Origin of the sequence: Megasphaera paucivorans (assembly GCF_900103535.1) — a bacterium.
Taxonomy (GTDB): Bacteria; Bacillota; Negativicutes; order Veillonellales; family Megasphaeraceae; genus Megasphaera_A; species Megasphaera_A paucivorans.
In genome coordinates this window covers 90,019-113,723 of sequence record NZ_FNHQ01000001.1, presented here as the reverse complement: position 1 = coordinate 113,723, position 23,705 = coordinate 90,019, and the positions used below count along the sequence as shown (strand labels likewise).

24 protein-coding genes and 1 tRNA gene are annotated in these 23,705 nt (G+C 40.3%); all 25 read left to right on the top strand.

What is annotated here, in order from left to right; translation table 11 throughout:
* Window positions 1–20: 20 nt before the first annotated feature.
* The 25 genes from rnr to BLR11_RS00445 all read left to right on the top strand — a co-directional run bounded on the left by rnr (window position 21) and on the right by BLR11_RS00445 (window position 23,704).
* On the top strand, window positions 21–2,339 hold the full coding sequence (gene rnr / locus BLR11_RS00565; protein ID WP_091647251.1) for a ribonuclease R: 2,319 nt from the start codon (window positions 21–23) through the stop codon (window positions 2,337–2,339).
* Between the two features lie 15 nt (window positions 2,340–2,354).
* The gene (gene smpB / locus BLR11_RS00560) at window positions 2,355–2,822 is read left to right on the top strand and encodes an SsrA-binding protein SmpB (RefSeq protein WP_091647250.1); all 468 of its coding nucleotides are present in this window, start codon (window positions 2,355–2,357) and stop codon (window positions 2,820–2,822) included.
* 143 nt (window positions 2,823–2,965) lie between these two features.
* Window positions 2,966–3,172, top strand: a complete 207-nt coding sequence (locus BLR11_RS00555; protein WP_091647248.1) for a hypothetical protein — start codon at window positions 2,966–2,968, stop codon at window positions 3,170–3,172.
* Between the two features lie 352 nt (window positions 3,173–3,524).
* Window positions 3,525–4,541 (top strand): inorganic phosphate transporter, encoded by a 1,017-nt coding sequence (locus tag BLR11_RS00550; protein WP_091647246.1) that lies wholly within the window; start codon window positions 3,525–3,527, stop codon window positions 4,539–4,541.
* A gap of 155 nt (window positions 4,542–4,696) precedes the next feature.
* Window positions 4,697–5,119, top strand: a complete 423-nt coding sequence (locus BLR11_RS00545) for a hypothetical protein (RefSeq protein ID WP_091647244.1) — start codon at window positions 4,697–4,699, stop codon at window positions 5,117–5,119.
* Window positions 5,120–5,155: 36 nt separating this feature from the next.
* Window positions 5,156–7,783: a DNA polymerase I gene (gene polA, locus BLR11_RS00540; RefSeq protein WP_091647243.1), complete on the top strand. Its 2,628-nt coding sequence runs from the start codon at window positions 5,156–5,158 to the stop codon at window positions 7,781–7,783.
* Between the two features lie 9 nt (window positions 7,784–7,792).
* Window positions 7,793–8,617, top strand: a complete 825-nt coding sequence (gene mutM / locus BLR11_RS00535; protein WP_091647241.1) for a DNA-formamidopyrimidine glycosylase — start codon at window positions 7,793–7,795, stop codon at window positions 8,615–8,617.
* Between the two features lie 8 nt (window positions 8,618–8,625).
* Window positions 8,626–9,264 (top strand): dephospho-CoA kinase, encoded by a 639-nt coding sequence (gene coaE / locus BLR11_RS00530; protein ID WP_091647472.1) that lies wholly within the window; start codon window positions 8,626–8,628, stop codon window positions 9,262–9,264.
* Window positions 9,242–9,820: a lytic transglycosylase domain-containing protein gene (locus BLR11_RS00525; RefSeq protein ID WP_091647240.1), complete on the top strand. Its 579-nt coding sequence runs from the start codon at window positions 9,242–9,244 to the stop codon at window positions 9,818–9,820. Before coaE ends, BLR11_RS00525 begins: the two co-directional genes overlap by 23 nt.
* Before the next feature lie 8 nt (window positions 9,821–9,828).
* Window positions 9,829–9,914 (top strand) — tRNA-Leu (locus tag BLR11_RS00520).
* 88 nt (window positions 9,915–10,002) lie between these two features.
* Window positions 10,003–10,605, top strand: coding sequence for a hypothetical protein (locus BLR11_RS00515; RefSeq protein WP_245675045.1), 603 nt, complete (start codon window positions 10,003–10,005; stop codon window positions 10,603–10,605).
* A gap of 134 nt (window positions 10,606–10,739) precedes the next feature.
* Window positions 10,740–11,201, top strand: a complete 462-nt coding sequence (locus BLR11_RS00510) for a ribosome maturation factor RimP (RefSeq protein WP_091647238.1) — start codon at window positions 10,740–10,742, stop codon at window positions 11,199–11,201.
* A 15-nt stretch (window positions 11,202–11,216) separates the two neighbouring features.
* A complete protein-coding gene (gene nusA / locus BLR11_RS00505; protein WP_091647237.1) occupies window positions 11,217–12,353 on the top strand; it encodes a transcription termination factor NusA in 1,137 nt (378 codons plus the stop codon).
* A 10-nt stretch (window positions 12,354–12,363) separates the two neighbouring features.
* Window positions 12,364–12,624: an RNase P modulator RnpM gene (gene rnpM, locus BLR11_RS00500; RefSeq protein ID WP_091647235.1), complete on the top strand. Its 261-nt coding sequence runs from the start codon at window positions 12,364–12,366 to the stop codon at window positions 12,622–12,624.
* Complete coding sequence (locus BLR11_RS00495) at window positions 12,621–12,935, top strand: L7Ae/L30e/S12e/Gadd45 family ribosomal protein (protein WP_091647233.1); 315 nt, start codon at window positions 12,621–12,623, stop codon at window positions 12,933–12,935. The genes rnpM and BLR11_RS00495 overlap by 4 nt, the downstream gene beginning before the upstream one ends.
* 17 nt (window positions 12,936–12,952) lie before the next feature.
* On the top strand, window positions 12,953–15,778 hold the full coding sequence (gene infB / locus BLR11_RS00490; protein WP_091647232.1) for a translation initiation factor IF-2: 2,826 nt from the start codon (window positions 12,953–12,955) through the stop codon (window positions 15,776–15,778).
* 17 nt (window positions 15,779–15,795) lie between these two features.
* Window positions 15,796–16,143, top strand: coding sequence for a 30S ribosome-binding factor RbfA (gene rbfA, locus BLR11_RS00485; protein ID WP_091647230.1), 348 nt, complete (start codon window positions 15,796–15,798; stop codon window positions 16,141–16,143).
* Window positions 16,144–16,151: 8 nt separating this feature from the next.
* Window positions 16,152–17,096 (top strand): DHH family phosphoesterase, encoded by a 945-nt coding sequence (locus BLR11_RS00480; RefSeq protein WP_091647228.1) that lies wholly within the window; start codon window positions 16,152–16,154, stop codon window positions 17,094–17,096.
* A complete protein-coding gene (truB, locus tag BLR11_RS00475; protein WP_091647227.1) occupies window positions 17,093–17,977 on the top strand; it encodes a tRNA pseudouridine(55) synthase TruB in 885 nt (294 codons plus the stop codon). Before BLR11_RS00480 ends, truB begins: the two co-directional genes overlap by 4 nt.
* An 11-nt stretch (window positions 17,978–17,988) precedes the next feature.
* Complete coding sequence (locus BLR11_RS00470; protein ID WP_091647225.1) at window positions 17,989–18,933, top strand: bifunctional riboflavin kinase/FAD synthetase; 945 nt, start codon at window positions 17,989–17,991, stop codon at window positions 18,931–18,933.
* Window positions 18,934–19,006: 73 nt separating this feature from the next.
* A complete protein-coding gene (locus tag BLR11_RS00465; protein ID WP_091647224.1) occupies window positions 19,007–20,191 on the top strand; it encodes an aminotransferase-like domain-containing protein in 1,185 nt (394 codons plus the stop codon).
* A gap of 69 nt (window positions 20,192–20,260) precedes the next feature.
* The gene (recQ, locus tag BLR11_RS00460) at window positions 20,261–22,084 is read left to right on the top strand and encodes a DNA helicase RecQ (protein WP_091647222.1); all 1,824 of its coding nucleotides are present in this window, start codon (window positions 20,261–20,263) and stop codon (window positions 22,082–22,084) included.
* A gap of 11 nt (window positions 22,085–22,095) precedes the next feature.
* Complete coding sequence (locus BLR11_RS00455) at window positions 22,096–22,887, top strand: thymidylate synthase (RefSeq protein WP_091647221.1); 792 nt, start codon at window positions 22,096–22,098, stop codon at window positions 22,885–22,887.
* Complete coding sequence (locus BLR11_RS00450) at window positions 22,887–23,411, top strand: dihydrofolate reductase (RefSeq protein ID WP_091647219.1); 525 nt, start codon at window positions 22,887–22,889, stop codon at window positions 23,409–23,411. Before BLR11_RS00455 ends, BLR11_RS00450 begins: the two co-directional genes overlap by 1 nt.
* A gap of 95 nt (window positions 23,412–23,506) precedes the next feature.
* The gene (locus BLR11_RS00445; RefSeq protein ID WP_091647217.1) at window positions 23,507–23,704 is read left to right on the top strand and encodes a cold shock domain-containing protein; all 198 of its coding nucleotides are present in this window, start codon (window positions 23,507–23,509) and stop codon (window positions 23,702–23,704) included.
* Window position 23,705 lies beyond the last annotated feature (1 nt).

Sequence of the window (23,705 nt, the reverse complement as noted above, 5' to 3'; positions counted from 1 at the left end):
TTGTTGAGTATGAGGTATATATGAATTTAAACCGTATTCATGATATAATACAAGTATGTATAGATAAGTCACCTTTAGGTGCAACAGTGGAAGATTGTGCGGAAATATTACATGTGACCGGTTCAGAGCTTTCTGTTTTATTTGAGACCTTTGATCAAATGATAAGGAGTGGAGTGCTCATGAGAGTTGAAGAAGGTCGTTATTTACCCAATAAAGGGCAAACTCAAGTTACGGGTATTTATAAAGGCTATACAAGTTCGTTTGGTTTTGTTATTAGTGAAGATTTACAGGATGATGTGTATGTGGCGGAACAGAATCGTTACACTGCAATGAACAATGACAAGGTCATCGTTCGCGTTATTCAGAATGGCAATGGCAGGCATAAGCAAGAAGGAGAGATTGTAACTGTTGTAGAACGGGCTAATAAGAATATCGTGGGCACATATGATAGACAAAAAAGCTTTGGGTTTGTCACTCCTGATGATGAACGAATCCGAGAAGATGTATTTATACCTCTTGACAAAACCAAAGATGCCCGCAGCGGAGCTCGTGTCCTTGTAACGATAACATCATGGCCGGACAAGAACAGAAAAGCGGAAGGCGAAATTACAGAAATATTAGGATATACAGGCGATAAGGATCTGGATGTCAAGGTTATTATGGCTAAACATGGTCTGCCTTTTGATTTCCCTAAAGAAGTTCGGGAAGAAGTGGAACATATTGATCAGTTAGTTGCTATGGAAGCGGGACGATTTGATTATAGAGATCGGCAGCTCATTACCATAGATGGGGAAGATGCAAAAGATTTAGATGATGCCATTGATGTTGTTCGATTGGCTAATGGGAATTTCAGACTGGGTGTATATATTGCCGATGTCAGCCACTATGTAAAGCCGGGAACGGCTATTGATGAAGAAGCTTATGCCCGTGGTACGAGTGTCTATCTTGTAGATCGTGTCATTCCTATGCTGCCCGCCGTTCTCTCGAATGGTATTTGCAGTCTTAATGCAGGCAAAGATAGGTATTCTATGACGTGTGTCATGGAAATAGATAAAAACGGAAAAGTTATTCATGCTGATATAGGACCGGCTGTTATTCAGGTAAAACGCCGCTGCAATTATACGGAAGTGCGGAAAGCATTGACAGAAGGGATTGTTCCCGATGATTTATGTTCGTTTATGCCAATGCTTCGGGATTTGCGGGATTTATCACAAATACTTAAAGATATGCGGATTCGCCGCGGAGCCATTGATTTTGATTTTCCGGAATACAAAATTATATTAGATACAGAAGGAAACCCGCTGCGTTTGGAAAAACGAGAACGATCTATCGCAGAACAAATGGTAGAAGAAAGTATGCTCATTGCCAATGAGACAGTAGCGGCATATTTGAGAAATAGTGAAAATCCTTCTGTCTATAGAATTCATGCAGTTCCCGAGCAGGAACGGATAGAAACTTTACGGACGGTCCTTACCAGTTTTGATTTGCCCATACCGCAAACAGATGATATCGTTCCCCGCGATTTTCAGAAATTACTTGATGCGGCAAAGGGGACAGACGCAGAATTGGTGGTACAAACGATTACCTTGCGGTCTATGCAGCAAGCTTGCTATTCCACGGCCAATTGCGGACATTTTGGCTTGGCATCGGAATGTTATACTCATTTCACTTCACCAATCCGCCGCTATCCCGATTTAATGGTACATCGATTGATTCGGAAATTCCAGGAACGGGGAAGATTAATACAAAAAGAAGCGGAACAATCTCTGTCCTATCATACCATGGCGGCAAACCAGGCCAGTACGAGAGAACGAGTGGCAGTAGAAGCGGAACGAGAAACAGATGATTTGAAAAAAGCAGAATATATGGTGCCGTTTATTGGTGAACCGTTCGATGCTCATGTAAGCGGTATTACTCCGTTTGGATTGTTTGTCAGTTTGGAAAACGGAATTGAGGGGTTAATTCACATTTCATTTCTTACCGACGATACGTACGAATTTAATGAAGCCACGTATACGATGGTAGGGCAGCAGGGTGGGAAAATATATCATTTAGGGGATCCTATTCGGGTGACATTGGCACAAGTCAATGTGGAAAAATGTGAAATCGATTTTGTCCCGGGTACGATTGAATCGTTGGCAGATTTACAGCAAATGATGATGAATCGTACGAAGAGTCGACAAAAGCGCAGCGGCAGTCATACGGATAACAAACGGAATTGGATGACGGACGCAAAGAAAAACCGTAAAGGCAAGAATATAATGAAAAAGAAGAAAATAAAAAAGAATAAAAAAATCAAAAAAATAAAGAATAAGAAAGATAGTAAAAAGAAAAGGTAAGGTAAGGTGACTATTGTGGCGAAAACCATAGGACAAAAATATATAACTGATAATCGAAAGGCTCGTCACGATTATTTTATTCATGATACATATGAAGCAGGGATTGCATTGACGGGAACAGAAGTAAAATCACTGCGTCAAGGAAAGGTAAATTTAAAAGATAGTTTTTGTCGTATTGAAAATGGGGAAGTATTGCTTGTTGGCATGCATATCAGTCCATACGAGCAGGGAAACCGCTTTAATCATGAACCGCTGCGGACACGTAAGCTCCTTCTTCATAAATATGAAATTATGAAACTATTGGGAATAACAAAGGAAAAAGGATATACTCTTATTCCGCTTAACCTTTATTTTAAGAAGGGAAAAGTTAAAGTGACGGTAGGGCTGGCAACGGGAAAAAAACTGTATGATAAACGGCAAGCCTTGGCAGAGAAAGAAGCTAAACGCGACATTGAACGTAAACTGAAGGAACGGAATTACTGATGCTGCGTTAGTTTGCGCGGTATGTAAAAAACGTGTAAATTATGCGGTTATATGAAGCTTTTATGTTGAATTCCTGGTAGGTACCTCGTATGATGTAATGGTAAACTTTGTATATTTTATCAGATCGAAGGAGGGAGTCATTTATGAGTAAAATTAAATTGACAGACAAGGAGATAGAACGATTATCTTACCTGGCAGTGGAAAAGGCAGACAGTATGACTGAAGTTGAAAACGTTTGTAAAGATGTATTGGCGAAATATATGCAGGCCCGCAAATATTTTTCAAAAATCAATGGAGAAAAGTTTCTCGTACTATGTAAAAACAAAGAAAAATGCGATAAGGAAGAATAAAGAAATACTATAGAGACAAGTATGACACAATCTGTTTGTGGCGGCACATGGAGAACAGTTTTCGGCAGTTATTTTTTGGGGAGTAGTATTGCAGGGAAGTTGTATCTGTATGTGCCGTTTTTTAGAAATATTTAATATAATATATACATATGGCGGGAATGCTATAGTATGAGCCAATATACGAATGATAGGAAAAATTGAATAGGCTGTTTATTTATGAGAAAAAATATAAAATGGTTATGAATATCTCTATCGTTGGTATTACCAGAAGAGAGATATTGAAATAGTATCGAGGGAATGGTGGTTTTTATGAAAAAATGCAAGATGGCAGTAAAAAGAGGTGGATACAACTATGCTTGATACATATCTGATGATTGCCGTTGTTGTCTTAGCTTTGTTTTTTGATTTTATTAATGGATTTCATGATACGGCCAATGCCATTGCAACATGTGTATCAACACGGGCTATCCGCCCGGGAATTGCTATTCTGGGTACGGCTGTATTGAATTTTGTTGGTGCCATGATATCTACGGGAGTTGCTAAAACTATTGGCGGAGATATTGTTATATCGGCTAATTTGATTAACGAGGTTATTATTATTGCCGGACTGATAGGTGCTATTATTTGGAATCTCGTTACATGGTGGTTTGGCATGCCTTCCAGTTCATCCCATGCATTAATTGGCGGTCTTATTGGGGCCGTTTGTTTTTCCGTTGGTATATCGGCGTTAAACGGGCTGGGAATACTTAAAATTATTTTATCATTAGTTCTTTCTCCTGTAGTTGCAATTATTGTCGGCTATCTGATCATGCATATCGTGTTCCATGTATGCAAGGGATTTAAGCCTGCCAAAGTGAATCTATCTGCTAATCGCCTGCAGGTAATGTCTGCAGCACTTATGGCATTTTCTCATGGTTCCAACGATGCGCAAAAATCTATGGGGATTATTACATTAGCGTTGTTATCTGGAGGCTTTATCGGTACATTAGAAGTCCCCATGGTAGTCAAACTTCTTTGTGCAGCAGCTATGGCGGCAGGTACCAGTGTGGGCGGCTGGAAAATTATTCGGACAGTAGGCGGTAAAATTTTTAAAATGTATCCGATTCATGGTTTTGCGGCAGACTTGAATTCGGCATTTGTTATTCTGACGGCTACCTTGCTGCATCTTCCTGTATCGACTACACATGTTGTATCAGGTTCGATTATGGGGGTTGGCGCGGCAGAACGAGTAAAAGCGGTACACTGGAATGTTGCCAGACAAATGGTGTTTGCATGGGTTTTGACAATTCCCTGCACAGCTCTTATGGGGGCTGCTGCATACTATTTTATTAGTCACGTTTTTACAAACTTTTTGCCTAATTTATTGTAAGATAGAAATATTTTATTTTACCGTAAGAAGGCCACACCTAATACGTGTGGCTTTTTCTTTTTTTGCTCTTTTTGTATAACGAATTTTACGTTATAATAAAAGATAGTGTGAATAAAATGATAACGCTTGTGATTTTTATGATAGGGAGGATAATCATGAAGTGTAAAAACTGTGATAGAGACGCCGTATATGATGACGGTTTATGTGAAAGCTGCCATCGAGCGGCTGTAGAAAATGAACGGGTCCAAGTTCTTTCAAGAGAAGAGAAAAACAATTTTCGTGGTAAAACTATTGATGCAGATGGTTCAGTGCATGATTCGGCTGAGGATAAGCAAACTATTTTTGATACTGTTTTTCGATCACATGGAAAACAAGAAGACAGTCAAAATCCACATGTGCATATCTATGCAACAAATAGACTTCCTTTACGTATAAAGTTTGCTATTGGTTTTATTTTATTATGTATTGTAGCTGTGATTTTTGCTGCGTTGAGTTTGCTCGTATATGCGGCTCCTTTTATTATTGGCTGTGCTGTTATTTATTTTGGTTACAGCATTATCAAATCTTTAATGCATTAACTGTAGTAAAAATCGATGATAGACGGGGATGTTTATATGAAAGAAAAACTAGCAATTATTGACGGCAGCAGCCTGTTGTATCGGGCATTTTATGCTATGCCGTTATTGACGGACAGCCAGGGACGATATACGAATGCCGTATATGGTTTTTTAAATATGCTGTTAAAGTTATATGAAGAATTAAATCCGCAATATGTAGCTGTAGCTTTTGACAAAGATAAACATACGTTTCGAAATGATATCTATGATGACTATAAAGCTACACGCAAGCCGGCCCCTGATGAGTTAAGTCCGCAATTTTCCCTTATCAGGGAAGTTTTATCCTGTTTGGGAATCTCTGTACTGGAATTGCAAGGGTATGAGGGCGATGATATCATTGGTACTGTGGCCAAGAATATGGAAAAGCAACATGTAGAAGTGGCTGTTGTTACAGGAGACCGTGATGCATTGCAATTGGTGGATCAGGATATTACGGTTCATTTGACGAAAAAAGGAATTACGACTATGCTGGCCGTAACTCCGGAAGTAATGAAAACTGAATATGGTTTTACGGCGTTGCAGGTTATTGATATGAAGGCACTTATGGGCGATTCGGCCGATAACATACCGGGAGTTCCCGGAGTCGGCGAGAAGACTGCACTGAAGCTTATTACGGCATATGGAACGCTGGAAGGAGTGTATGACCATTTAGAAGAAATATCCGGAAAAAAATTAAAAGAAAAACTTTTTGACGGCAGAGATAAAGCTTTTTTATCTAAAGAACTTGCAACAATACGGTGCAATGTACCTATTGAATATACGCTTGATATGTTTTTGCCGCAGCCGCGGATGGAGGAAGTGACTGCGTTATTTCGCAGCTTGGGATTTAAAAATTTGCTGAACCGTTTTTCTGCGTTTGATCGTTTTGCTGCAGTAAATACATCATTGAATAAACCAGAATTGCAACTATTGACAGTACAGGAATTGCCGCCCGAAAAAATGGCAAATCAGATAGTGGCTGTTGAAGCCTTGTATACGAACAATCTGCCTGTACCACACGTAACGACTTTAGCTGTGGCTGTGGCGGAAGGGGTGCTTATGGTTCCCCACGATAAAGAAGAAGCCTATTTGAAGATGCTGCCAAACGCTTTGCTGGTGGTCACTTCTGATGGTAAAATGCTGACTAAAGTTACGGCTGCTTATGCAATAACCGAGAAAGGCTCTTTGTTTGACTACAGCAGTGCCAATGTAAAAGTGGAACAATTTCCTCTTGCAGATTTAACGCTGGCCGCGTATTTGCTCGATCCGACACGCACGACTTATGGATTATCTTATTTGTCGGAACGATTTGGCGTGCCGTTTGATGAAGATATGACGGATGATGCACATAAGGCTGCCAGTGCTGCGCAATTTGCACTGCAAGTCTGGCCGCAGGTACAGGAATCTTTGAAAAACATTGGCCTTGTTTCCCTATATGATACGATAGAAATTCCGTTGATTCATACTCTGGCAATCATGGAAATGAATGGATTTACCGTGGATGTACAAAAACTGGGTACGATGGAACAGGAGTTATCATTGGCGGCGGATCGTTTGGAAGAAGCAATTTATGATGATGTAGGTGAAGTGTTTAATATTAATTCCACAAAACAACTGGGGGTTGTTTTGTTTGAAAAAATGGGTTTGCCTGTAGTCAAGAAAACCAAAACAGGGTATTCTACAGATTCTGAAGTTTTAGAAGAATTAAAGGACAGGCATGTTGTTATCCCTAAAATCCTGCAATTTCGGGCTTTGAAAAAACTGATTTCTACGTATCTGGAAGGGTTGGAACCCCTTATTTTACCATCTACAGGCCGGATTTATACTTCTTTTAATCAAATGGTGACGGCAACGGGACGTCTTAGCAGCTCGGATCCCAATTTACAGAATATCCCTATTCGTACAGAACAAGGACGTCATATCCGTTCGCTTTTTATACCGGGAAAAGGGTATACATATATTATGTCGGCGGATTATTCGCAAATAGAATTGCGGCTTTTAGCACACCTCTCTCAAGATCCTACGATGATAGACGGCTTTCTTAAAAAACAGGATATTCATCGGCGCACAGCTTCAGAAGTATTTGGTATACCTCTTGAACAAGTTACTGCGGAACAGAGATCTCATGCCAAAGCCGTTAATTTTGGCATTATTTATGGGATCAGTGATTTTGGATTGGCACGCAATATCAATATTTTGCGTAGCCAGGCTAAAGAATATATACAGGCATATTTTAATCGGTATGATCACGTGCGCGGATATATGGATAGTCTGATTGAAAATGCCCGTGAGACCGGTATGGCTAAGACCATGTTTGGACGCATACGCATGCTCCCGGAAATTAACAGCAAAAATTTTAATAGGAGATCTTTTGCCGAACGGACTGCTATGAACACTCCAATTCAAGGCAGTGCTGCCGATATTATAAAAATGGCCATGAATGCGGTTCAGAAAGAGCTGGAACAGCGTAAGCTGAAATCCTGTCTGTTAGTACAAGTTCATGATGAATTGGTGTTGGAAGTACCTGAAGAAGAACGGGAAGAAGTAGCGAAAATATTAAAAGATAACATGGAACATGTCGTGGCGCTTTCTGTACCACTGACGGTAGACATCAATTATGGAATAAATTGGGAAGAAGCAAAGTAGGAGGATGAAATGCCGGAACTGCCGGAAGTAGAAACGGTACGACGATATTTGCAAAACCATTTGCCAGGAAAATCAATACAGCAAATAGAAATTTTTTTACCGAGGCTTATTAAGAATGCGACGTCGCAGCAATTTGCGGCAGCACTTAAAAACAAAAAAATAAAAAAGGTAGAACGGCGGGGAAAATATCTTTTTCTGCATATAGATGGACCGCAATCTTTGCTGATTCATCTTCGCATGACCGGTCGTCTTGTATATGAAGAGGAACCTTTTTCTGTACTGCCGCGTTTCAACCGTATTGTATTTCAATTGACACAAGGACGAATGCTATATGGCGATGTACGGACGTTAGGCTGTTTGTGGCTGATTCCTTCTGTCGGATTGACAGGTGTCAAAGGCTATGACACATTGGGACCAGACGGAACGAGCCCCGATTTTACTGCAGCGTATTTAAGGCAGAAACTGAAAGACACAACGCGGACTATCAAAAGTTTTTTGCTCGATCAAACAAATGTTGCCGGATTGGGGAATATTTATGTTGATGAAGCCTTGTTTGCAGCGCGGATAACTCCACTGCGCCGTTGTAACCGCATTGGCAAAGAAACAGCTGTACGATTACATGATGCTGTTGTTCGCGTTTTAGAAGAAGGCATTGTGCATGGGGGTACGACGATTCGCGATTTTATTAACGGAAGCGGAAAGGAAGGACAAAATCAGCAGAATCTCTGTGTTTATGGCAGAGAGGGACGTCCGTGTCCTGTTTGTGGAACGAAAATTGTGTATATAAAATTAGCCGGCAGGGGAACTCATTATTGTCCGCATTGTCAAAAATAGGAGAAGAAATGTATATTATAGGTGTATCTGGTGGTATTGCTTCAGGGAAAAGCACAGTTATTAATATATTAAAAAGTTATGGTGCGTATATTATTGATTGCGACGAATTGGCTAAAGCTGTTGTAACTCCTAATTCTTCCGGACTGCGAGCGGTGATATCAGCTTTTGGCCCGCAATCCGTTTTGTCTGATGGTACGATGAATCGGGCATATATAGGAAATATAGTTTTTAATGATGTAGAACAGAAAAAAAAATTGGAATCTATTTTGCACCCGTTAATTCATGAAAAAATCGATATAGAAATAAAAAGATTGCAAAAAAATAAAAAAGCCAAGATAGTTTTCCTTGACATGCCACTTCTTTTTGAGTTAAAATACTATCTGTACGTTGATGAGACCTGGCTGGTATATGTAGATCCGGCAACACAGTTGCAACGCTTGATGAACCGGAATAATTATACTGCAGATGAAGCATCAGCGCGCATCCATGCTCAACTTCCTATAGACGAAAAAAAGTCATTGGCGCAAGTTATCATCGACAACACGGGTTCACTGGAATATACAGAGGAACAAGTGCGGATACAATGGAATTTACTGTTATCCAAGGGCAACCTTGGGGGAGGGAATGTTGAGGCAGAAACGGAATAATAAACGAACAATTGTCATAGCGATACTGTTGGTTTGTTTCTCCTGCGGATACTTTTACACATGGAAAGATGCGTTGATGAGAGAAATAGCATATCCTTTGCAATATGATTATATGGTTCGGTATTATTCCTATGAAAACCATGTACATCCTGCTTTAGTGGCAGCAGTTATTCTGGCAGAAAGCAAGTTCAGAGAAGATGCTTCTTCTAAGCGAGGAGCTAACGGTTTGATGCAGATTATGCCCGAAACCGGTACATGGATTGCAGAACAGATGGGGATGAAAGATTTTACCCCGGATAAACTCAGAGATGTACGGACTAATGTTAAAATGGGTACATGGTATCTGGCTTATTTACTTAAGGAATTTGACGGTAATCAAGTATTAGCATTGGCAGCGTATAATGCTGGGCGAGGTCATGTCGACAGCTGGATAAGCAAATATGGCTGGAAAAAAGATTTTTCAGAAATTGAAAAAATACCCTTTTCAGAAACTAGAGAATATGTTAAAGTGGTATTGCAAAACGAAGAGCAGTATAAGAAATTATATGATTTTTAGTTCACTATGCGGTTGTGGCGGAATGGCAGACGCGCTGTCTTCAGGTGGCAGTGATCTTTCGATCGTGTGGGTTCAAGTCCCACCAACCGCACCACTATTTTACTATGGATAATGCCTTGACTGAACGTATACGACAATGGAATATAACTTCCGTTCTCCCACTTCATGTGGGAGCTTTTAAATTGACAGAAGAATTTAAAATGATAACGGAAGATGGCCACGATAAGGAATTTGTTATTTTTTCTTATCAAGATTCCTGCAATGGATGGTCTGTGCGTGCAACTTTCAATCCGGTTTCGGAGGAATATGCAGTGCGCACTGATATTTGCATGTTGGAATTTGCTCTTATTGAATTTATTACGGGAGATTTTGACGTATTTACATATATGGTGGAAAAACGTCTTCCCCGGTTAATTCAATGTTATTATGTGGATCGACCGGCTAATTTTACCGTTATTTTTAAAAATAAGGGAATAGCTGAAGTTAATTGGGAAGGAATCCTTCCGAAAGAATATAAAGGCTTTAAACGATTAATAGAACCTTCACAGGCAGTACGGATTATTAATGGTTCGTACATGATTATTTCGTACTATCAAAAAGAAACACGCAGTGGATTATCTGTTATGTATAACGTTTTGCGAGATGATTTCTTTGCGGAACGGCGAATTCATAATTTTCCTAATCTGGTTCATGATTTTGATGGGCATGATTTAAAAAAATTGGAAGTTTCTTTGGGGCAACATCTCATGGCTGTTTTAGACGGCATATTAGCAGAACTGAGCTGACTTAAGGGTGTTTCACTGTTGTCAGATGGGTATGATAGTGATATACTAAATGTAATTAAGTTGTTTTTTTGAGAGTGGGTGTGAACCCACTCTCAACTTTTACCCACACTATTTAGAAAGTACAGGGTGATAAAATGAAACGGGAAGAAATCGAAAGAATTATAACGGAAGAAGTAGAAACGATTATTGCAGGCACGCCATTGGAACTGGTTGATGTTGAGTATGTGCGTGAGAAAAACTGGTATTTGCGGGTGTTTTTGGATAAAAAAGGCGGAATTGATTTGGAAGACTGCCAGTCTGTCAGCGAAAAACTTAGTAAAATACTTGATATAAAAGATCCTATCATTGACAATTATCTGTTGGAAGTATCTTCTCCGGGATTGGATCGCATCCTTAAAAAAGATTCGGATTTTATTCGTTATGAAGGACGCATGGTAGACATTCATTTTTTTAAGGCGCATAAGAATACTAAGCTTCTTGTTGCGGAACTTGGTAAAAAGCAGGATGATGGAACCCTTATAGTACGTGTGGACGGAATGGAAGAAATATTGAATAGTAAAGAGATATCTCAAATACGGCTGCATATTGATTTTTAGTTGGAGGTTATAAACGTGAATAAAGAGTTACTAAGTGCCATTGAATATTTGTCAAAAGAAAAAAATGTATCTCCGGATGTTATTTATGATTCGCTGGAAGCTGTCTTAATTACAGCTTATAAAAAGGAACCCGGAGCTAACAGCAATGCTGTTGTTGCATTAAATCGCAATACCGGTGATTATCGTATCATGGCACCTAAGACAGTCGTGGAAACTGTAGAAGATAAGGAAACCCAGATTTCATTGCAATTAGCCCGTAATATTGATAATGGATATGACATAGATGATGTTGTCAATGTCGATGTAACACCGAAAAATTTTGGTCGAATCGCTGCACAAGCAGCTAAACAGGTTATGATCCAGCGCTTGCGTGAAGCAGAACGCAGTATTGTGTATGACGAATTTTCCAATCGTACGGATGATATCATAACCGGTATCATTCAACGGATTGAACAGAAAAACATCTATATTGATTTGGGAAAGGCAGAAGCCGTGCTTCCTGTTTCTGAACAAATTCCGACAGAGACGTATACGGTAGGACAACGGATTAAATGCTATGTTGTAGAAGTACGCAAAACGACTAAGGGAGCACAAATCCTTTTGTCCCGTACTCATCCTGGACTTTTAAAACGGCTGTTTGAATTAGAAGTACCTGAAATATATGATGGGGTCGTGGAATTGAAATCGGTTGCCCGTGAACCGGGACGCCGGTCGAAAATCGCTGTGTATTCCCGTGATGAAAACGTTGATTCGGTAGGTGCTTGCGTAGGCCAAAAAGGGATGCGCGTACAAAACATTGTAACGGAATTGCAAAATGAAAAAATAGATATTGTTAAATGGGATGAAGATCCCGCTGTTTATATTGCGAATGCGCTGAGTCCGGCACAGGTTATTTCTGTGACAGTGGATGAAAATGATAAATCTTCCAGTGTTGTTGTTCCAGATTATCAACTATCCCTTGCTATCGGGAAGGCGGGACAGAATGCCCGTCTGGCAGCAAAGCTGACTAATTGGAAAATAGATATCAAAAGTGAGACACAGGCGGCATCTGCAAATAATGAAACAGGCACCAAGGATGTAATTGATGATTTGGATATAATGGGAGACGCTGTGGTTTCAGCAGAATTGGCTGAAGAAAATATGAAATCATAGGAGAAGAGCCATGAAGAAAAAAAAGGTACCTTTGCGTATTTGTGTGGGCTGTCAGGAACCTAAAAATAAAAAGGAAATGATCCGTATTGTTCTTACACCGGAGGGCAATGTGGAAATTGACAAAACAGGAAAAAAATCTGGCCGTGGTGCATATATCTGCGCAACAAATGAGTGTTTGGAAAAAGCGTATAAGGAACATCGCTTGGAACGTTCTCTCAAGACAAAGGTTTCTGATGAGATTTATGAGACTTTGAAACAGGAATTATTATGACGAAGGAAGAACAGATTTTAAGTCTTTTAGGGTTGGCATATCGATCCCGTAAATTGGTTTGCGGAGATTTTGCTGCACAAAAGCATTTAAAGCATCATACAGTTCCTCTTTTGTTTTTGGCATCAGACGGGGGTTCAGATAATGTTAAAAAGTACCGGTATTTGTCGGAACAAAAGAAAATAACTGTTGTTGATATATTTACGAAGGAACAATTGGGCAGATCGATAGGAAAGGAACGGCATGTAGTTATCCTTTTAACTGATGCGGGATTTGCCGAGACCATAGATAAAGTGTTAAAAACGATGGAGTAACATAAGGGGGTAACTAGATGACGAAACGAGTATTTGAAGTAGCACGGGAATTAGGTGTAGAAACCAAAACCGTCATCAAAACACTGCAGGATAATAATATTAAGGTTGGTAATTTCAGTGGTGTGGATGATCATGCAAAATCTATATTGAATAGGATTTTTGCGCCTAAAAAGCAGGAACAAAGGGAACCGGTACGGGCGGTAGTTCCCAAACGGGCTAAAGGCACATATAATAATACGGCCCAACAGACTGCGAATAAAGGAAACGGGCCGCGCCAGGAAGGAAACGGTCAAGGTGAACGGCAGCATTCCAGCCATTCTCCGTATTTAGACACAACCGCTAAAACCGGTACGCAGCAGAAACAGTCCAGAACATCTGCCGGGCCGACACGGGATCATGACAACCGGGATAATAAAAAGAAATTTTCCAATGCACAAAATCTGCAGCACCGTGATGGAAAATTTGCGAATTCGGGTGGCCAGCGCCAAAATGGCCAGAGCACTCAAAAAAATGATAATAGAGGAAATCAGCACTCCGATACTCGTACCGGGCAGACTACGAACAGTCAAAACAGCCAGCGTCGGGAAGGCAGCAACTCGTATTCCAGACCGCAAGGCAGCAATCAGCATTCCAGACCGCAAGGCAGTGGTCAACCGTCCAGACCGCAAGGCAGTGGCCAAGCGTCCAGACCGCAAGGTAATGGTCAACCGTCCAGACCGCAAGGTAATGGTCAACCGTCCAGACCGCAAGGCAATGGTCAACCGTCCAGACCGCAAGGCAATGGTCAACCGTCCAGACCGCAAGGCAATGGTCAGGCCGCTAAGCAGGGAAATAATAAGCGCACAAAATATTTTGCCCGCCCTCAGCAAAATAGCGATGCACATAATAATCACCACGATAAAAACAATAAACACACGCCGACTGCAGGCCATGACAATAAAAAAAATACACCAAACTCTAAAAACGTCAATAGACCCCATACATTGTTATCCAACGTTTTAAATAAAAACAAAAATAAGAATAAAGGCCATAGAAGCATGCAGCATGGCCAGCGCGAAGGGTTTACTATGAACGCAGAAGCAATGAGAAAAAAGAAATATCCAACAGCTATTGAAATAGGTGACAGTATTACTGTTAAAGATTTTGCGGAAAAGCTAGATCGTGAAGTCGGTGAAGTTATTAAAAGACTGTTGCTGGGCGGCATTATGGCGACAATTAATCAAGAAATTGATTATGATACGGCCAGCCTTATTGCCGATGAATTTAATGTTTCCGTAACGAAAGCGGCACCACCTGAAGATCCTACGGAAATCGAAGAAATTATTGATCCGCCTGAATCATTGAAGTTTCGGCCTCCTGTTGTTACTATTATGGGACATGTCGATCACGGCAAGACCAGTCTTCTCGACGCCATCCGCCAAACCAATGTAACCAGTCATGAAGCTGGCGGCATTACACAGCATATCGGTGCATATCAGGTCCGCTATAACGGTAAGAAGATTGTATTTATGGATACGCCGGGGCATGAAGCGTTTACCGCCATGCGTGCCCGTGGGGCGCAGGTCACAGATATAGCTGTTCTCGTTGTTGCAGCGGATGATGGCGTTATGCCGCAGACGATTGAATCTATTAATCATGCCAAGTCGGCGGGTGTTCCTGTTATTGTAGCTATCAACAAAATTGATAAGGAAGGTGCTAATCCTTCACAGGTTATGCAGCAATTGACTGAATATGGTCTGGTGGGAGAAGATTGGGGCGGGGATACCATCATGGTACCCGTTTCTGCACATAAAAAAATAGGACTTGATGAACTGCTGGAAAATATTCTTGTTCTTGCTGAAGTATCCGATTTAAAGGCAAATCCAGATCGACCGGCACGGGGTGTTGTTATTGAAGCCAAATTGGATAAAGGCCGCGGTTCTGTAGCATCTGTCCTGATTCAAAAAGGAACACTTCATGTTGGAGATACGGTTATCGTTGGTACATGTTACGGGAATGTCCGTGCCATGACCAATGAACGGGGAGAACGCATGAAGAAAGCAGAACCCTCTATACCCGTTGAAATTCTGGGCCTTAATGATGTTCCTGAAGCAGGGGATATCTTAAACGTAGTTGATGAAAAAACAGCCCGTTCTGTAGCAGAAAAACGTATGGAAAAGAAACGTACGTCTGAACTGCATCAGAATCAGAAAGTTACGCTGGATGATTTATTTAATCAAATACAGCAAGGGGAATTAAAAGAACTTTCCCTTATTGTTAAAGGGGACGTGCAAGGATCGGTGGAAGCATTAAGCCAATCGCTGGAAAGCATTAAGAGTGAAGAAGTACGGATTGCGATTGTTCATGCCGGTGTAGGAGCGGTTACTGAATCGGATGTTATGCTGGCTTCGGCTTCTAATGCACTCATTATAGGATTTAATGTTCGACCGGATGCAGCAGCACGTAAGATGGCTGAACATGAACATGTAGATTTGCGTACTTATCGAGTTATCTATGATGCTATTAATGATGTAGAAGCAGCTATGAAAGGGATGCTCGAAAAGAAGATGGAAGAAAAGGTGCTGGGACGTGCCCAAGTAAGAAAGGTTATTACCACACCTAAAGTTATTGTTGCTGGTTCTTACGTAACAGAAGGTAAGATGTCCAGCAGTGCGAAAATACGTTTGATTCGTAATGGAATTGTAGTACATGAAGGGGAAGTAGATTCTCTTCGCCGTTTTAAGGACGATGTTAAAGAAGTTCAGGAAGGCTATGAATGTGGTATAACGCTCGAAGGATATCGCGATGTTAAAGAAGGCGATGAAATGGAAGCGTATATTATGGTTGAAGTCGAGACTGAATAAAGTGAGGAAAAGCAATTATGGGAGAAATGCGAGTACGAAAAATCCAAGAATTCATCAAACAAGAAGTCTCTAATATACTCCTTAAGGAATTAAAGGATCCTCGAATTGGGTTTGTTACTGTTACAGATGCCAAAATCACAGGGGATTTACGGGAAGCTACAGTTTATGTAAGTTTGTTTGGTGATGAAAAGAAGAAAAAAGATACGTTAACGGCATTGAAAAGTGCTAATGGATATATTCGTTCCGAAGTAGGAAAGCGGTTAAAAATCCGTTATTCGCCGGAAATTCAATTTAAAGAAGATCAATCTTTGGATTATGGCATGAAAATCGATAAAATCTTGAAAGATATAGAAAAGAAGGATTGACATATTATATGGAAATTTCATCTGAAGAAATTAAATCTCTTCTGGAGCACTATGATAATATCATGTTAACGGCACACGTCAATCCTGATGGCGATGCTATTGGATCGTTGGTTGCTTTGCGTGAATGGCTGGCACTTTTAGGAAAAAAAGTCATTATTGCCATTGATGATACTATAGAAGATAAATTTCTCTTTTTGCAGGGTGTGGATCAAATCGTTAGACCGGAAACCGTTGTAACCGACGATTCATGGCTGACCGTTATTCTTGATGCTACTGCAGCGGAAAGAACGGGTTCTGCTGTGCAATGCATCAAGGGAAAAGTATTGAATATCGATCATCATATTTCCAATGAGCATTTTGCTGATTATGAATATATTCGTGCTGATTTTGCTGCAACAGGGGAAATATTGACAGATTTGTTTCAACGCTGGGATATTTTGATTACGTCTTCTATGGCTAATGCTCTATATTTAGCAATTGCTACGGATTGTGGCTTCTTTAAATTCAGCAATACAACGGGACATACACTACGGATGGCAGCTGACCTTCTGGATGCCGGAGCAAAACCTAATCATATTTCGGAACAGTTAGAAGAACGTTCGTTAGTTAAATTGCGGGCAATTTCTGAAGTGTTGAAGCATATTGAATTATTTGCGAATAATCGTATTTCCGGGATTACTTTCGATACGGAATTGTTAAAGTTTACAGGGGAACACACGGGAGGATACATTGATTATGCCCGCTCAGTTAAGGGATCAGAAGTAGCTTTTACGATTAAATATATTAAAGATAAAGAATCCCGGGTCAGCCTGCGTTCGAAAAGTGTGGATGTAAATTCCATTGCCGCAGTATTTGGCGGCGGTGGACATATACGAGCTGCCGGCTGTACAATTAATATGAATTTATTGGATGCGAAAAAACATCTTGTAAAGGAAATTTTAAAAGCTCTATGAAAAATGGAATTTTGAATGTATTAAAACCTACAGGAATGTCCAGTCATGATATTATCGGTCAAATCCGTCGTATTTATTCTATGAAAAAAGTAGGGCATGCGGGAACGCTTGATCCGCTGGCAGCAGGTGTTTTGCCTGTGTATTTAGGTCAAGCAACGCGGCTTATTGAATATGGCGGCAATGAAATAAAAACATATCATGTTGAGTTTTTATTTGGTTTGGCAACAGATACGGAAGATATTACAGGAACTGTTGTTGCTCAGGGAAAAATTCCCAATATGGATGCACCTATGTTGATGACATGGCTACAGGAACGGTTTGTCGGGGATATGGAGCAAAGGCCGTCGCAGTACTCTGCAGTTAATATTAACGGAGTTAAGGCGTATAAACTGGCCAGACAGCATCAGGAATTCACATTGCCAAGCAGGCGGGTCACTATTTTTGAGATCCGTCTTTTGCAATACCATCGTGGCCGCGGATGTATAGCTGTTACTTGCTCTAAAGGTACGTATATGCGTTCGTTGGTTCGCGATATAGGCGAATCGCTGGGAACGTGTGCGGTCATGTCCTATTTAGTCAGGGTCAAGGCCGGATTGTTTGATATTGACGATGCGATAACCTTGGAAACGCTGGAGAAAGATCCTTTACGATATATATTACCTAGTGATATGGGAATACAACACATGACACGGATTAACTTGCCATTGGAAGAATGTCAATTTCTTCTGCAAGGGCGGGCAGTGCCTTTTGCCGGACGAAATTTTGAAGAGGGTGTTCCTTTGCGCATATATGGCCCTGGGGAGATATTAGTGGGAATTGGCTGTTTTAATAAAGAGCATCATATTATACGACCCCATAAAATGTTTACGGGGGTATTGTGAGGTAACTGTACATGCAAGTGTTTCATTCATTTGAAGAAGTCGCAGGGTGTCCCAATGCAGTTATTGCGTTAGGTACTTTTGACGGAATACATCTGGGACATCAAAAAGTTATGCAGGAAGCTATGAAGAAGGCAAAGAGTATCAATGGGACGGCGGTTGTTGTTACTTTTTCAGCCCATCCGTTTTCCGTGCTTTGTCCGCAGAGAGAACCAGTACGACTGGCGACAGCAGAACAAAAGATTCGATATATTTCCGATTTAGGTATAGATGCACTGGTACTATTACCAATGAATCGCACATTGATTAGCGAAACGCATGTTGACTTTACAAATCAGTTATTAAAATACTTAAAACCGCGTGGTGTTGTGGTAGGAGATAACTTTACATATGGAGCGAAAGCTGCTGGGAATACAGCGACTCTTAAGGCGGCTTTAATGCAGCAGGATATACCTGTTTACGTACTTCCTCTGTTGGAAACTCCCGGACGAACAGCTCCCATCAGCAGTACCGTCATACGCAAGGCTGTTCAGCTGGGACATATGGAGATGGCGGCAGCATTGCTGGGAAGAACATATGAATTAGAAGGCATGGTTGTGGAAGGTGATAAGAGAGGACATACTATCGGATTCCCCACGGCCAATATGTTGATTCCGCTGCAAATGGCTATACCACCGGATGGCGTATATGTTACAGAAATGAAGGCTGGGGAGTATTGGCTTCCGGCTATGACCAATATTGGAGCTAATCCAACTTTTACTAATCAATATAGACGGATAGAAACACATATTTTAGATTGGCAGGGGAAATTATACGGAGAGAAGGTATGTGTCCGTTTTTATAAACGACTTCGAAAAGAAGTGAAGTTTACCAATGCGGAAGATTTGATTCATCAAATGGAATTGGACAGAAGCCAGACGCTATCTTACTTTTCAAAAATGGAAAATTGCAAAGCCTGATTATGTGTGTTATAATTGTTCCACTGGGAAGGATTTACTTATCTGCACGTAGTGCTTAGAAGGAGTGGTAAGAATGGTAAAGTTTTCAGATTTTGCGCAGACGTTACAGTCGTCAGACATCGCAGCCTTATTAAAATTAACGGAACAGCCGGAAGTAATTTCTTTTGCTGGCGGGCTCCCTGCCCCGGAATTGTTTCCTATTGAAGAAATGAAAAAGGTCGATGTAGCAATACTGGAAAAAGAAGGTCGTCAGGCCGTACAGTATGGCACTACTGAAGGTTATGTTCCCTTACGCGAAGAAATCGCTAAAAGAATGAAACAAGCCTTTTTCGTAGACTGCAAAGCTGAAAATATTGTTGTAACGACAGGTTCTCAGCAGGCATTGTTTATCTTATCTCAGATTTTGGTCAACAAAGATGATACTGTTTTAATGGAAAGTCCTTCTTATATGGGGGCTATCATGGCATTTGATCCGGTTTGTCCGAAATACACAGAAGTACCTACCGATGATAAGGGAATGATTCCAGAAGAATTGGAAAAAATTCTTGCATCTGACGCAAAGGTAAAAATGATTTATGTTATTCCTGATTTTCAGAATCCAACGGGTATTACCTGGCCGATGGAACGCAGAAAAGCCTTTATGGATATCATCAATAAATACGATGTAGTTGTTGTAGAAGATGATCCATATGGTGAATTGCGGTATGACGGAGAAAAATTACCGTCATTAAAATCGATGGATACACAGGGGAAGGTTGTATTTCTTGGCTCCTTTTCCAAAATATTTATGCCAGGCCTGCGGTTAGGCTGGACTGTTGCAAACCCGGAAATCATCGATAAATTTGTTAAATTTAAGCAAGCTGTTGATTTAGGAACTTCCACGTTTGGTCAGCGTCAAGCTGCTTATTTTATTAATATGTTTGATTTAGATGCACATGTTACGAAAATTAAAGCCCTTTATGCAAAACGCCGTACTTTGATGTATGAATCCATGCAAAAATACTTTCCGGAAGGAATTACTTTTACTTATCCTGAAGGCGGTTTATTCACGTGGGTAACCTTGCCAGCATATATGGATGCTAAAGAAATGATGCCTAAGGTAATTGCAAAGCAAGTTGCGTATGTACCCGGCGGTATTTTTTATCCGAATGGCGGCAATGCGAACCATTTTCGTTTGAACTATTCCAATATGCCGGAAGATCGTATTGTCGAAGGTATCCAGCGTTTAGGAGAAGTATTAAAGGAAGAATTGAGATAATTACGTTGATGCTGGAAAAAAGGACATGCTTATGGGCATGTCCTTTCTTTGTGAAAGGGAGGAACATCGTTGCAGCCTATTACTATATTAAAAAAATATTTTGGTTATACAACCTTTCGACCGGGGCAAGAGGAGATTATCAATGCACTGCTTTCTGGTCGCGATTGTTTGGCGATTATGCCGACAGGAGCGGGAAAATCAATTTGTTTTCAAATACCGGGCCTTATATTAGATGGAATAACGATAGTTATTTCTCCGCTTATTTCACTTATGAAGGACCAGGTAGACTCTTTAGTTAATCAACAAATACCTGCGGCCTATATTAACAGCCAATGTACTTTTCCGGAAATGAAAGAGAAATTTTCATTGATCCGCAGCGGCAAAATAAAATTAGTATATGTGTCTCCGGAACGATTGGAAAATGAATTTTTTATGTCGTTTATGAGCAATATGCACATATCATTGGTTGTGATTGACGAAGCTCATTGCGTTTCCCAATGGGGACATGATTTTCGTACGAGTTATTGCCATATTAAAGATTGGCTGCAATCTTTGCAGCCTCGGCCTGTTGTCGGTGCTTTCACGGCGACGGCGACGGAAAAAGTGAAAACGGATATGATGAGTTTGCTGGGGCTGCAGGAAGAAAAAATATTTATTGGTGGCTTTGATCGACCTAATTTGTATTTCAGCGTTGTGAAGGGTATTGATAAAACACCTTTTATTTTGAACTATTTGACTAAACATAAAAACGATAGCGGCATTATTTATGCGGCAACACGCAAAGAAGTCGATCGTTTATATACAGAGCTTCATAAATATCACATCAAGGCTGGCCGGTACCATGCTGGGATGAGTGATGAAACACGGCGTACTATGCAAGAAAGATTTTCTTATGATGAAATACAAGTGATGGTAGCAACGAATGCATTTGGAATGGGAATTGATAAGAGCAACGTCCGTTTTGTCATTCACTATCAGATGCCTAAAAATTTGGAAAGTTATTATCAAGAAGCCGGAAGAGCTGGTCGGGACGGTGCTCCCGGCGAATGCATTTTATTGTTTAGCCGGCAGGATATTATGGTACAGCGGTATTTGATAAAAATGTCCTGCCATGATATGCAGCAAAAACTGAAGGAAGAACATATGCTGCGGCGTATGATTGATTACTGTGAATGCCATACTTGTCTGCGCCGATATATTTTGGAATATTTCGGCGAACATTCCCAATGGGAGCAATGTGGTCATTGCGGCAATTGCGATAGAAAAGTAGTAGAGGAAGATATGACACTTCCGGCGAAAAGTGTATTCATATGTGTCGACGAACTTAAAGGACGCTTTGGAATGACAATGATATGCGATATTTTGAAAGGAAGTGCCAACGCAAAGGTCAAGCGATATGGATTTGATCATGCCGTGGCATATGGCATGTTAAGTCGATTTTCTCTTAATGAAATACGTGATTTTGTGCGACAATGTATTGAAGATCAGTATTTAGAGCAAACTGAAGGGCAATATCCTATTATTTCTCTTACTGCTGCCGGGCAGAATGTGTTGGCGGGTACTGCTAAAGTATTGCAAAAAATCGCGATTCCTTCTTCTTCGGAAATATTAGAAACGAAAAAGAAGGATAAACATAGTGAAGAAAGTATATCGATAGATGAAGAAAAATTGCGGCCTGTATTTGAACAACTTCGCAATTTGCGATATAATCTTGCAAAAGAAGAACATATTCCACCTTTTGTTATTTTTACAGATGCTACTTTATGGGAAATGGCGCGCACCTTGCCGGTTACGCTGGAAGAAATGGAACGCATAAAAGGAGTTGGAACTTTTAAATTGCATAAATATGGCAAACCGTTTTTGATGACGATAGAAGAACTTAAAAATATATAGAGGTGATTTTCTTGAGTAAAGCAGATGAGAAGTATTTGGATATTGTTGAAAAAATAATTAAAGAAGGGTATTATTCTAACAACCGAACGGGTATTCCTACCTACAAACTGCCTCACCAAATTATGCAATTTGATTTAAATCAAGAATTTCCTATTTTGACAACAAAATTTGTTGCTTTTAAAACTGCCGTTAAGGAGCTTCTTTGGATATGGCAACTTCAAAGTAATGATGTCAGGGAGTTACAAAAAATGGGATGCCACGTTTGGGATGAGTGGATGCGTCCTGATGGTACGATTGGCAAAGCGTACGGATATCAAATTCGTAAATTTAAGCAAGTAGACCGCCTATTAGATATGTTGAAATCCGATAATCAAAATCGACGTATGATTGTATCTTTATGGAATATAGAAGATCTTCCCGATATGAGCTTGCAGCCGTGTGCTTTTCAGACATTATGGGATGTTACCGATGATCGATTGAATTGTATGCTTATTCAGCGCAGCGGTGACATGGGATTAGGTGTTCCGTTTAATATGGCACAATATGCCGTGCTTGTTCATTTAGTTGCCCAATCGGTAGGATTGAAACCAGGATTGTTTACACATGTTATTAATAATGCCCATGTGTATGAAAATCATATAGACATACTCAAACAGCAGTTAAAGCGCCGTGATAAAGCATTGCAGGCGCCGAAACTTCTTATTGATCCTAACATTCACGATTTTTACAAGTTTACAATAGATGATATTAGACTCGATAATTATCAGCACTTAGGAAAATTATCCATGGAGGTAGCTGTATAATGATTCATCTTATTGCCGCAGTAGATAAAAATCAGGGGATAGGAATTAATGGACATCTTCTTTGCCATATTTCGGAGGATTTGAAACGATTTAAGGCGCTTACCAGCGGGCATACTATTATTATGGGACGTAAAACTTTTGAAAGTTTACCTGGTATTTTGCCTCAGCGTCATCATATTATCGTGACAAGACAGAAACAGTATAAAAGGAATGATTCTCATATTACCGTATATCATTCAGTAGAAGATGTGGTGGCGGCATTACTGCCGAACAAAGATTATTTTGTTATTGGCGGAGCATCTATGTATGAGTCTTTTATGCCGTTTGCATACAGCCAGTATATTACAGAGATAGATGCGGTATTTACGGCAGATACTTTTTTTCCGAAATTTTTAAGAAAAGATTGGTATATTGCAGAATTACAGGAGTTTGCGGCAGATGAACATAATAAATATGCATATCGTTTTGCACGTTATGTGAGAAGAGAAATGTACAATTTAAATGAAATGACAAGTAATTTATAAATATTGAATTTGGTTGACATTACTTAGTTAATATGATAATATAAGCCTATAGCTACTCGATAGCTGGATTTGTTTTTTTTTAGGAGGAATTTGTAATGCACGGTAAAGTAAAATGGTTTAGCGCAGAAAAAGGTTATGGTTTCATTGAAAGAGAAGACGGCGGCGACGTATTTGTACATTTTTCCGCTATTCAGGAAGATGGCTTCAAATCCTTGGCAGAAGGTCAGGAAGTTGACTTTGACATCGTTGATGGCGCTCGTGGACCGCAGGCAGCTAACGTAACAAAAGCGTAAG

What these genes read in the sequence shown, in the direction of transcription:
- rnr (WP_091647251.1), top strand. Translation starts at nt 21, where the DNA reads ATGAATTTAAACCGTATTCATGATATAATACAAGTATGTATAGATAAG.
- BLR11_RS00555 (WP_091647248.1), top strand. Translation starts at nt 2,966, where the DNA reads ATGAGTAAAATTAAATTGACAGACAAGGAGATAGAACGATTATCTTAC.
- BLR11_RS00550 (WP_091647246.1), top strand. Translation starts at nt 3,525, where the DNA reads ATGCTTGATACATATCTGATGATTGCCGTTGTTGTCTTAGCTTTGTTT.
- BLR11_RS00545 (WP_091647244.1), top strand. Translation starts at nt 4,697, where the DNA reads ATGAAGTGTAAAAACTGTGATAGAGACGCCGTATATGATGACGGTTTA.
- polA (WP_091647243.1), top strand. Translation starts at nt 5,156, where the DNA reads ATGAAAGAAAAACTAGCAATTATTGACGGCAGCAGCCTGTTGTATCGG.
- mutM (WP_091647241.1), top strand. Translation starts at nt 7,793, where the DNA reads ATGCCGGAACTGCCGGAAGTAGAAACGGTACGACGATATTTGCAAAAC.
- coaE (WP_091647472.1), top strand. Translation starts at nt 8,626, where the DNA reads ATGTATATTATAGGTGTATCTGGTGGTATTGCTTCAGGGAAAAGCACA.
- BLR11_RS00525 (WP_091647240.1), top strand. Translation starts at nt 9,242, where the DNA reads ATGTTGAGGCAGAAACGGAATAATAAACGAACAATTGTCATAGCGATA.
- BLR11_RS00510 (WP_091647238.1), top strand. Translation starts at nt 10,740, where the DNA reads ATGAAACGGGAAGAAATCGAAAGAATTATAACGGAAGAAGTAGAAACG.
- rnpM (WP_091647235.1), top strand. Translation starts at nt 12,364, where the DNA reads ATGAAGAAAAAAAAGGTACCTTTGCGTATTTGTGTGGGCTGTCAGGAA.
- BLR11_RS00495 (WP_091647233.1), top strand. Translation starts at nt 12,621, where the DNA reads ATGACGAAGGAAGAACAGATTTTAAGTCTTTTAGGGTTGGCATATCGA.
- infB (WP_091647232.1), top strand. Translation starts at nt 12,953, where the DNA reads ATGACGAAACGAGTATTTGAAGTAGCACGGGAATTAGGTGTAGAAACC.
- rbfA (WP_091647230.1), top strand. Translation starts at nt 15,796, where the DNA reads ATGGGAGAAATGCGAGTACGAAAAATCCAAGAATTCATCAAACAAGAA.
- BLR11_RS00480 (WP_091647228.1), top strand. Translation starts at nt 16,152, where the DNA reads ATGGAAATTTCATCTGAAGAAATTAAATCTCTTCTGGAGCACTATGAT.
- truB (WP_091647227.1), top strand. Translation starts at nt 17,093, where the DNA reads ATGAAAAATGGAATTTTGAATGTATTAAAACCTACAGGAATGTCCAGT.
- BLR11_RS00470 (WP_091647225.1), top strand. Translation starts at nt 17,989, where the DNA reads ATGCAAGTGTTTCATTCATTTGAAGAAGTCGCAGGGTGTCCCAATGCA.
- BLR11_RS00465 (WP_091647224.1), top strand. Translation starts at nt 19,007, where the DNA reads ATGGTAAAGTTTTCAGATTTTGCGCAGACGTTACAGTCGTCAGACATC.
- BLR11_RS00450 (WP_091647219.1), top strand. Translation starts at nt 22,887, where the DNA reads ATGATTCATCTTATTGCCGCAGTAGATAAAAATCAGGGGATAGGAATT.
- BLR11_RS00445 (WP_091647217.1), top strand. Translation starts at nt 23,507, where the DNA reads ATGCACGGTAAAGTAAAATGGTTTAGCGCAGAAAAAGGTTATGGTTTC.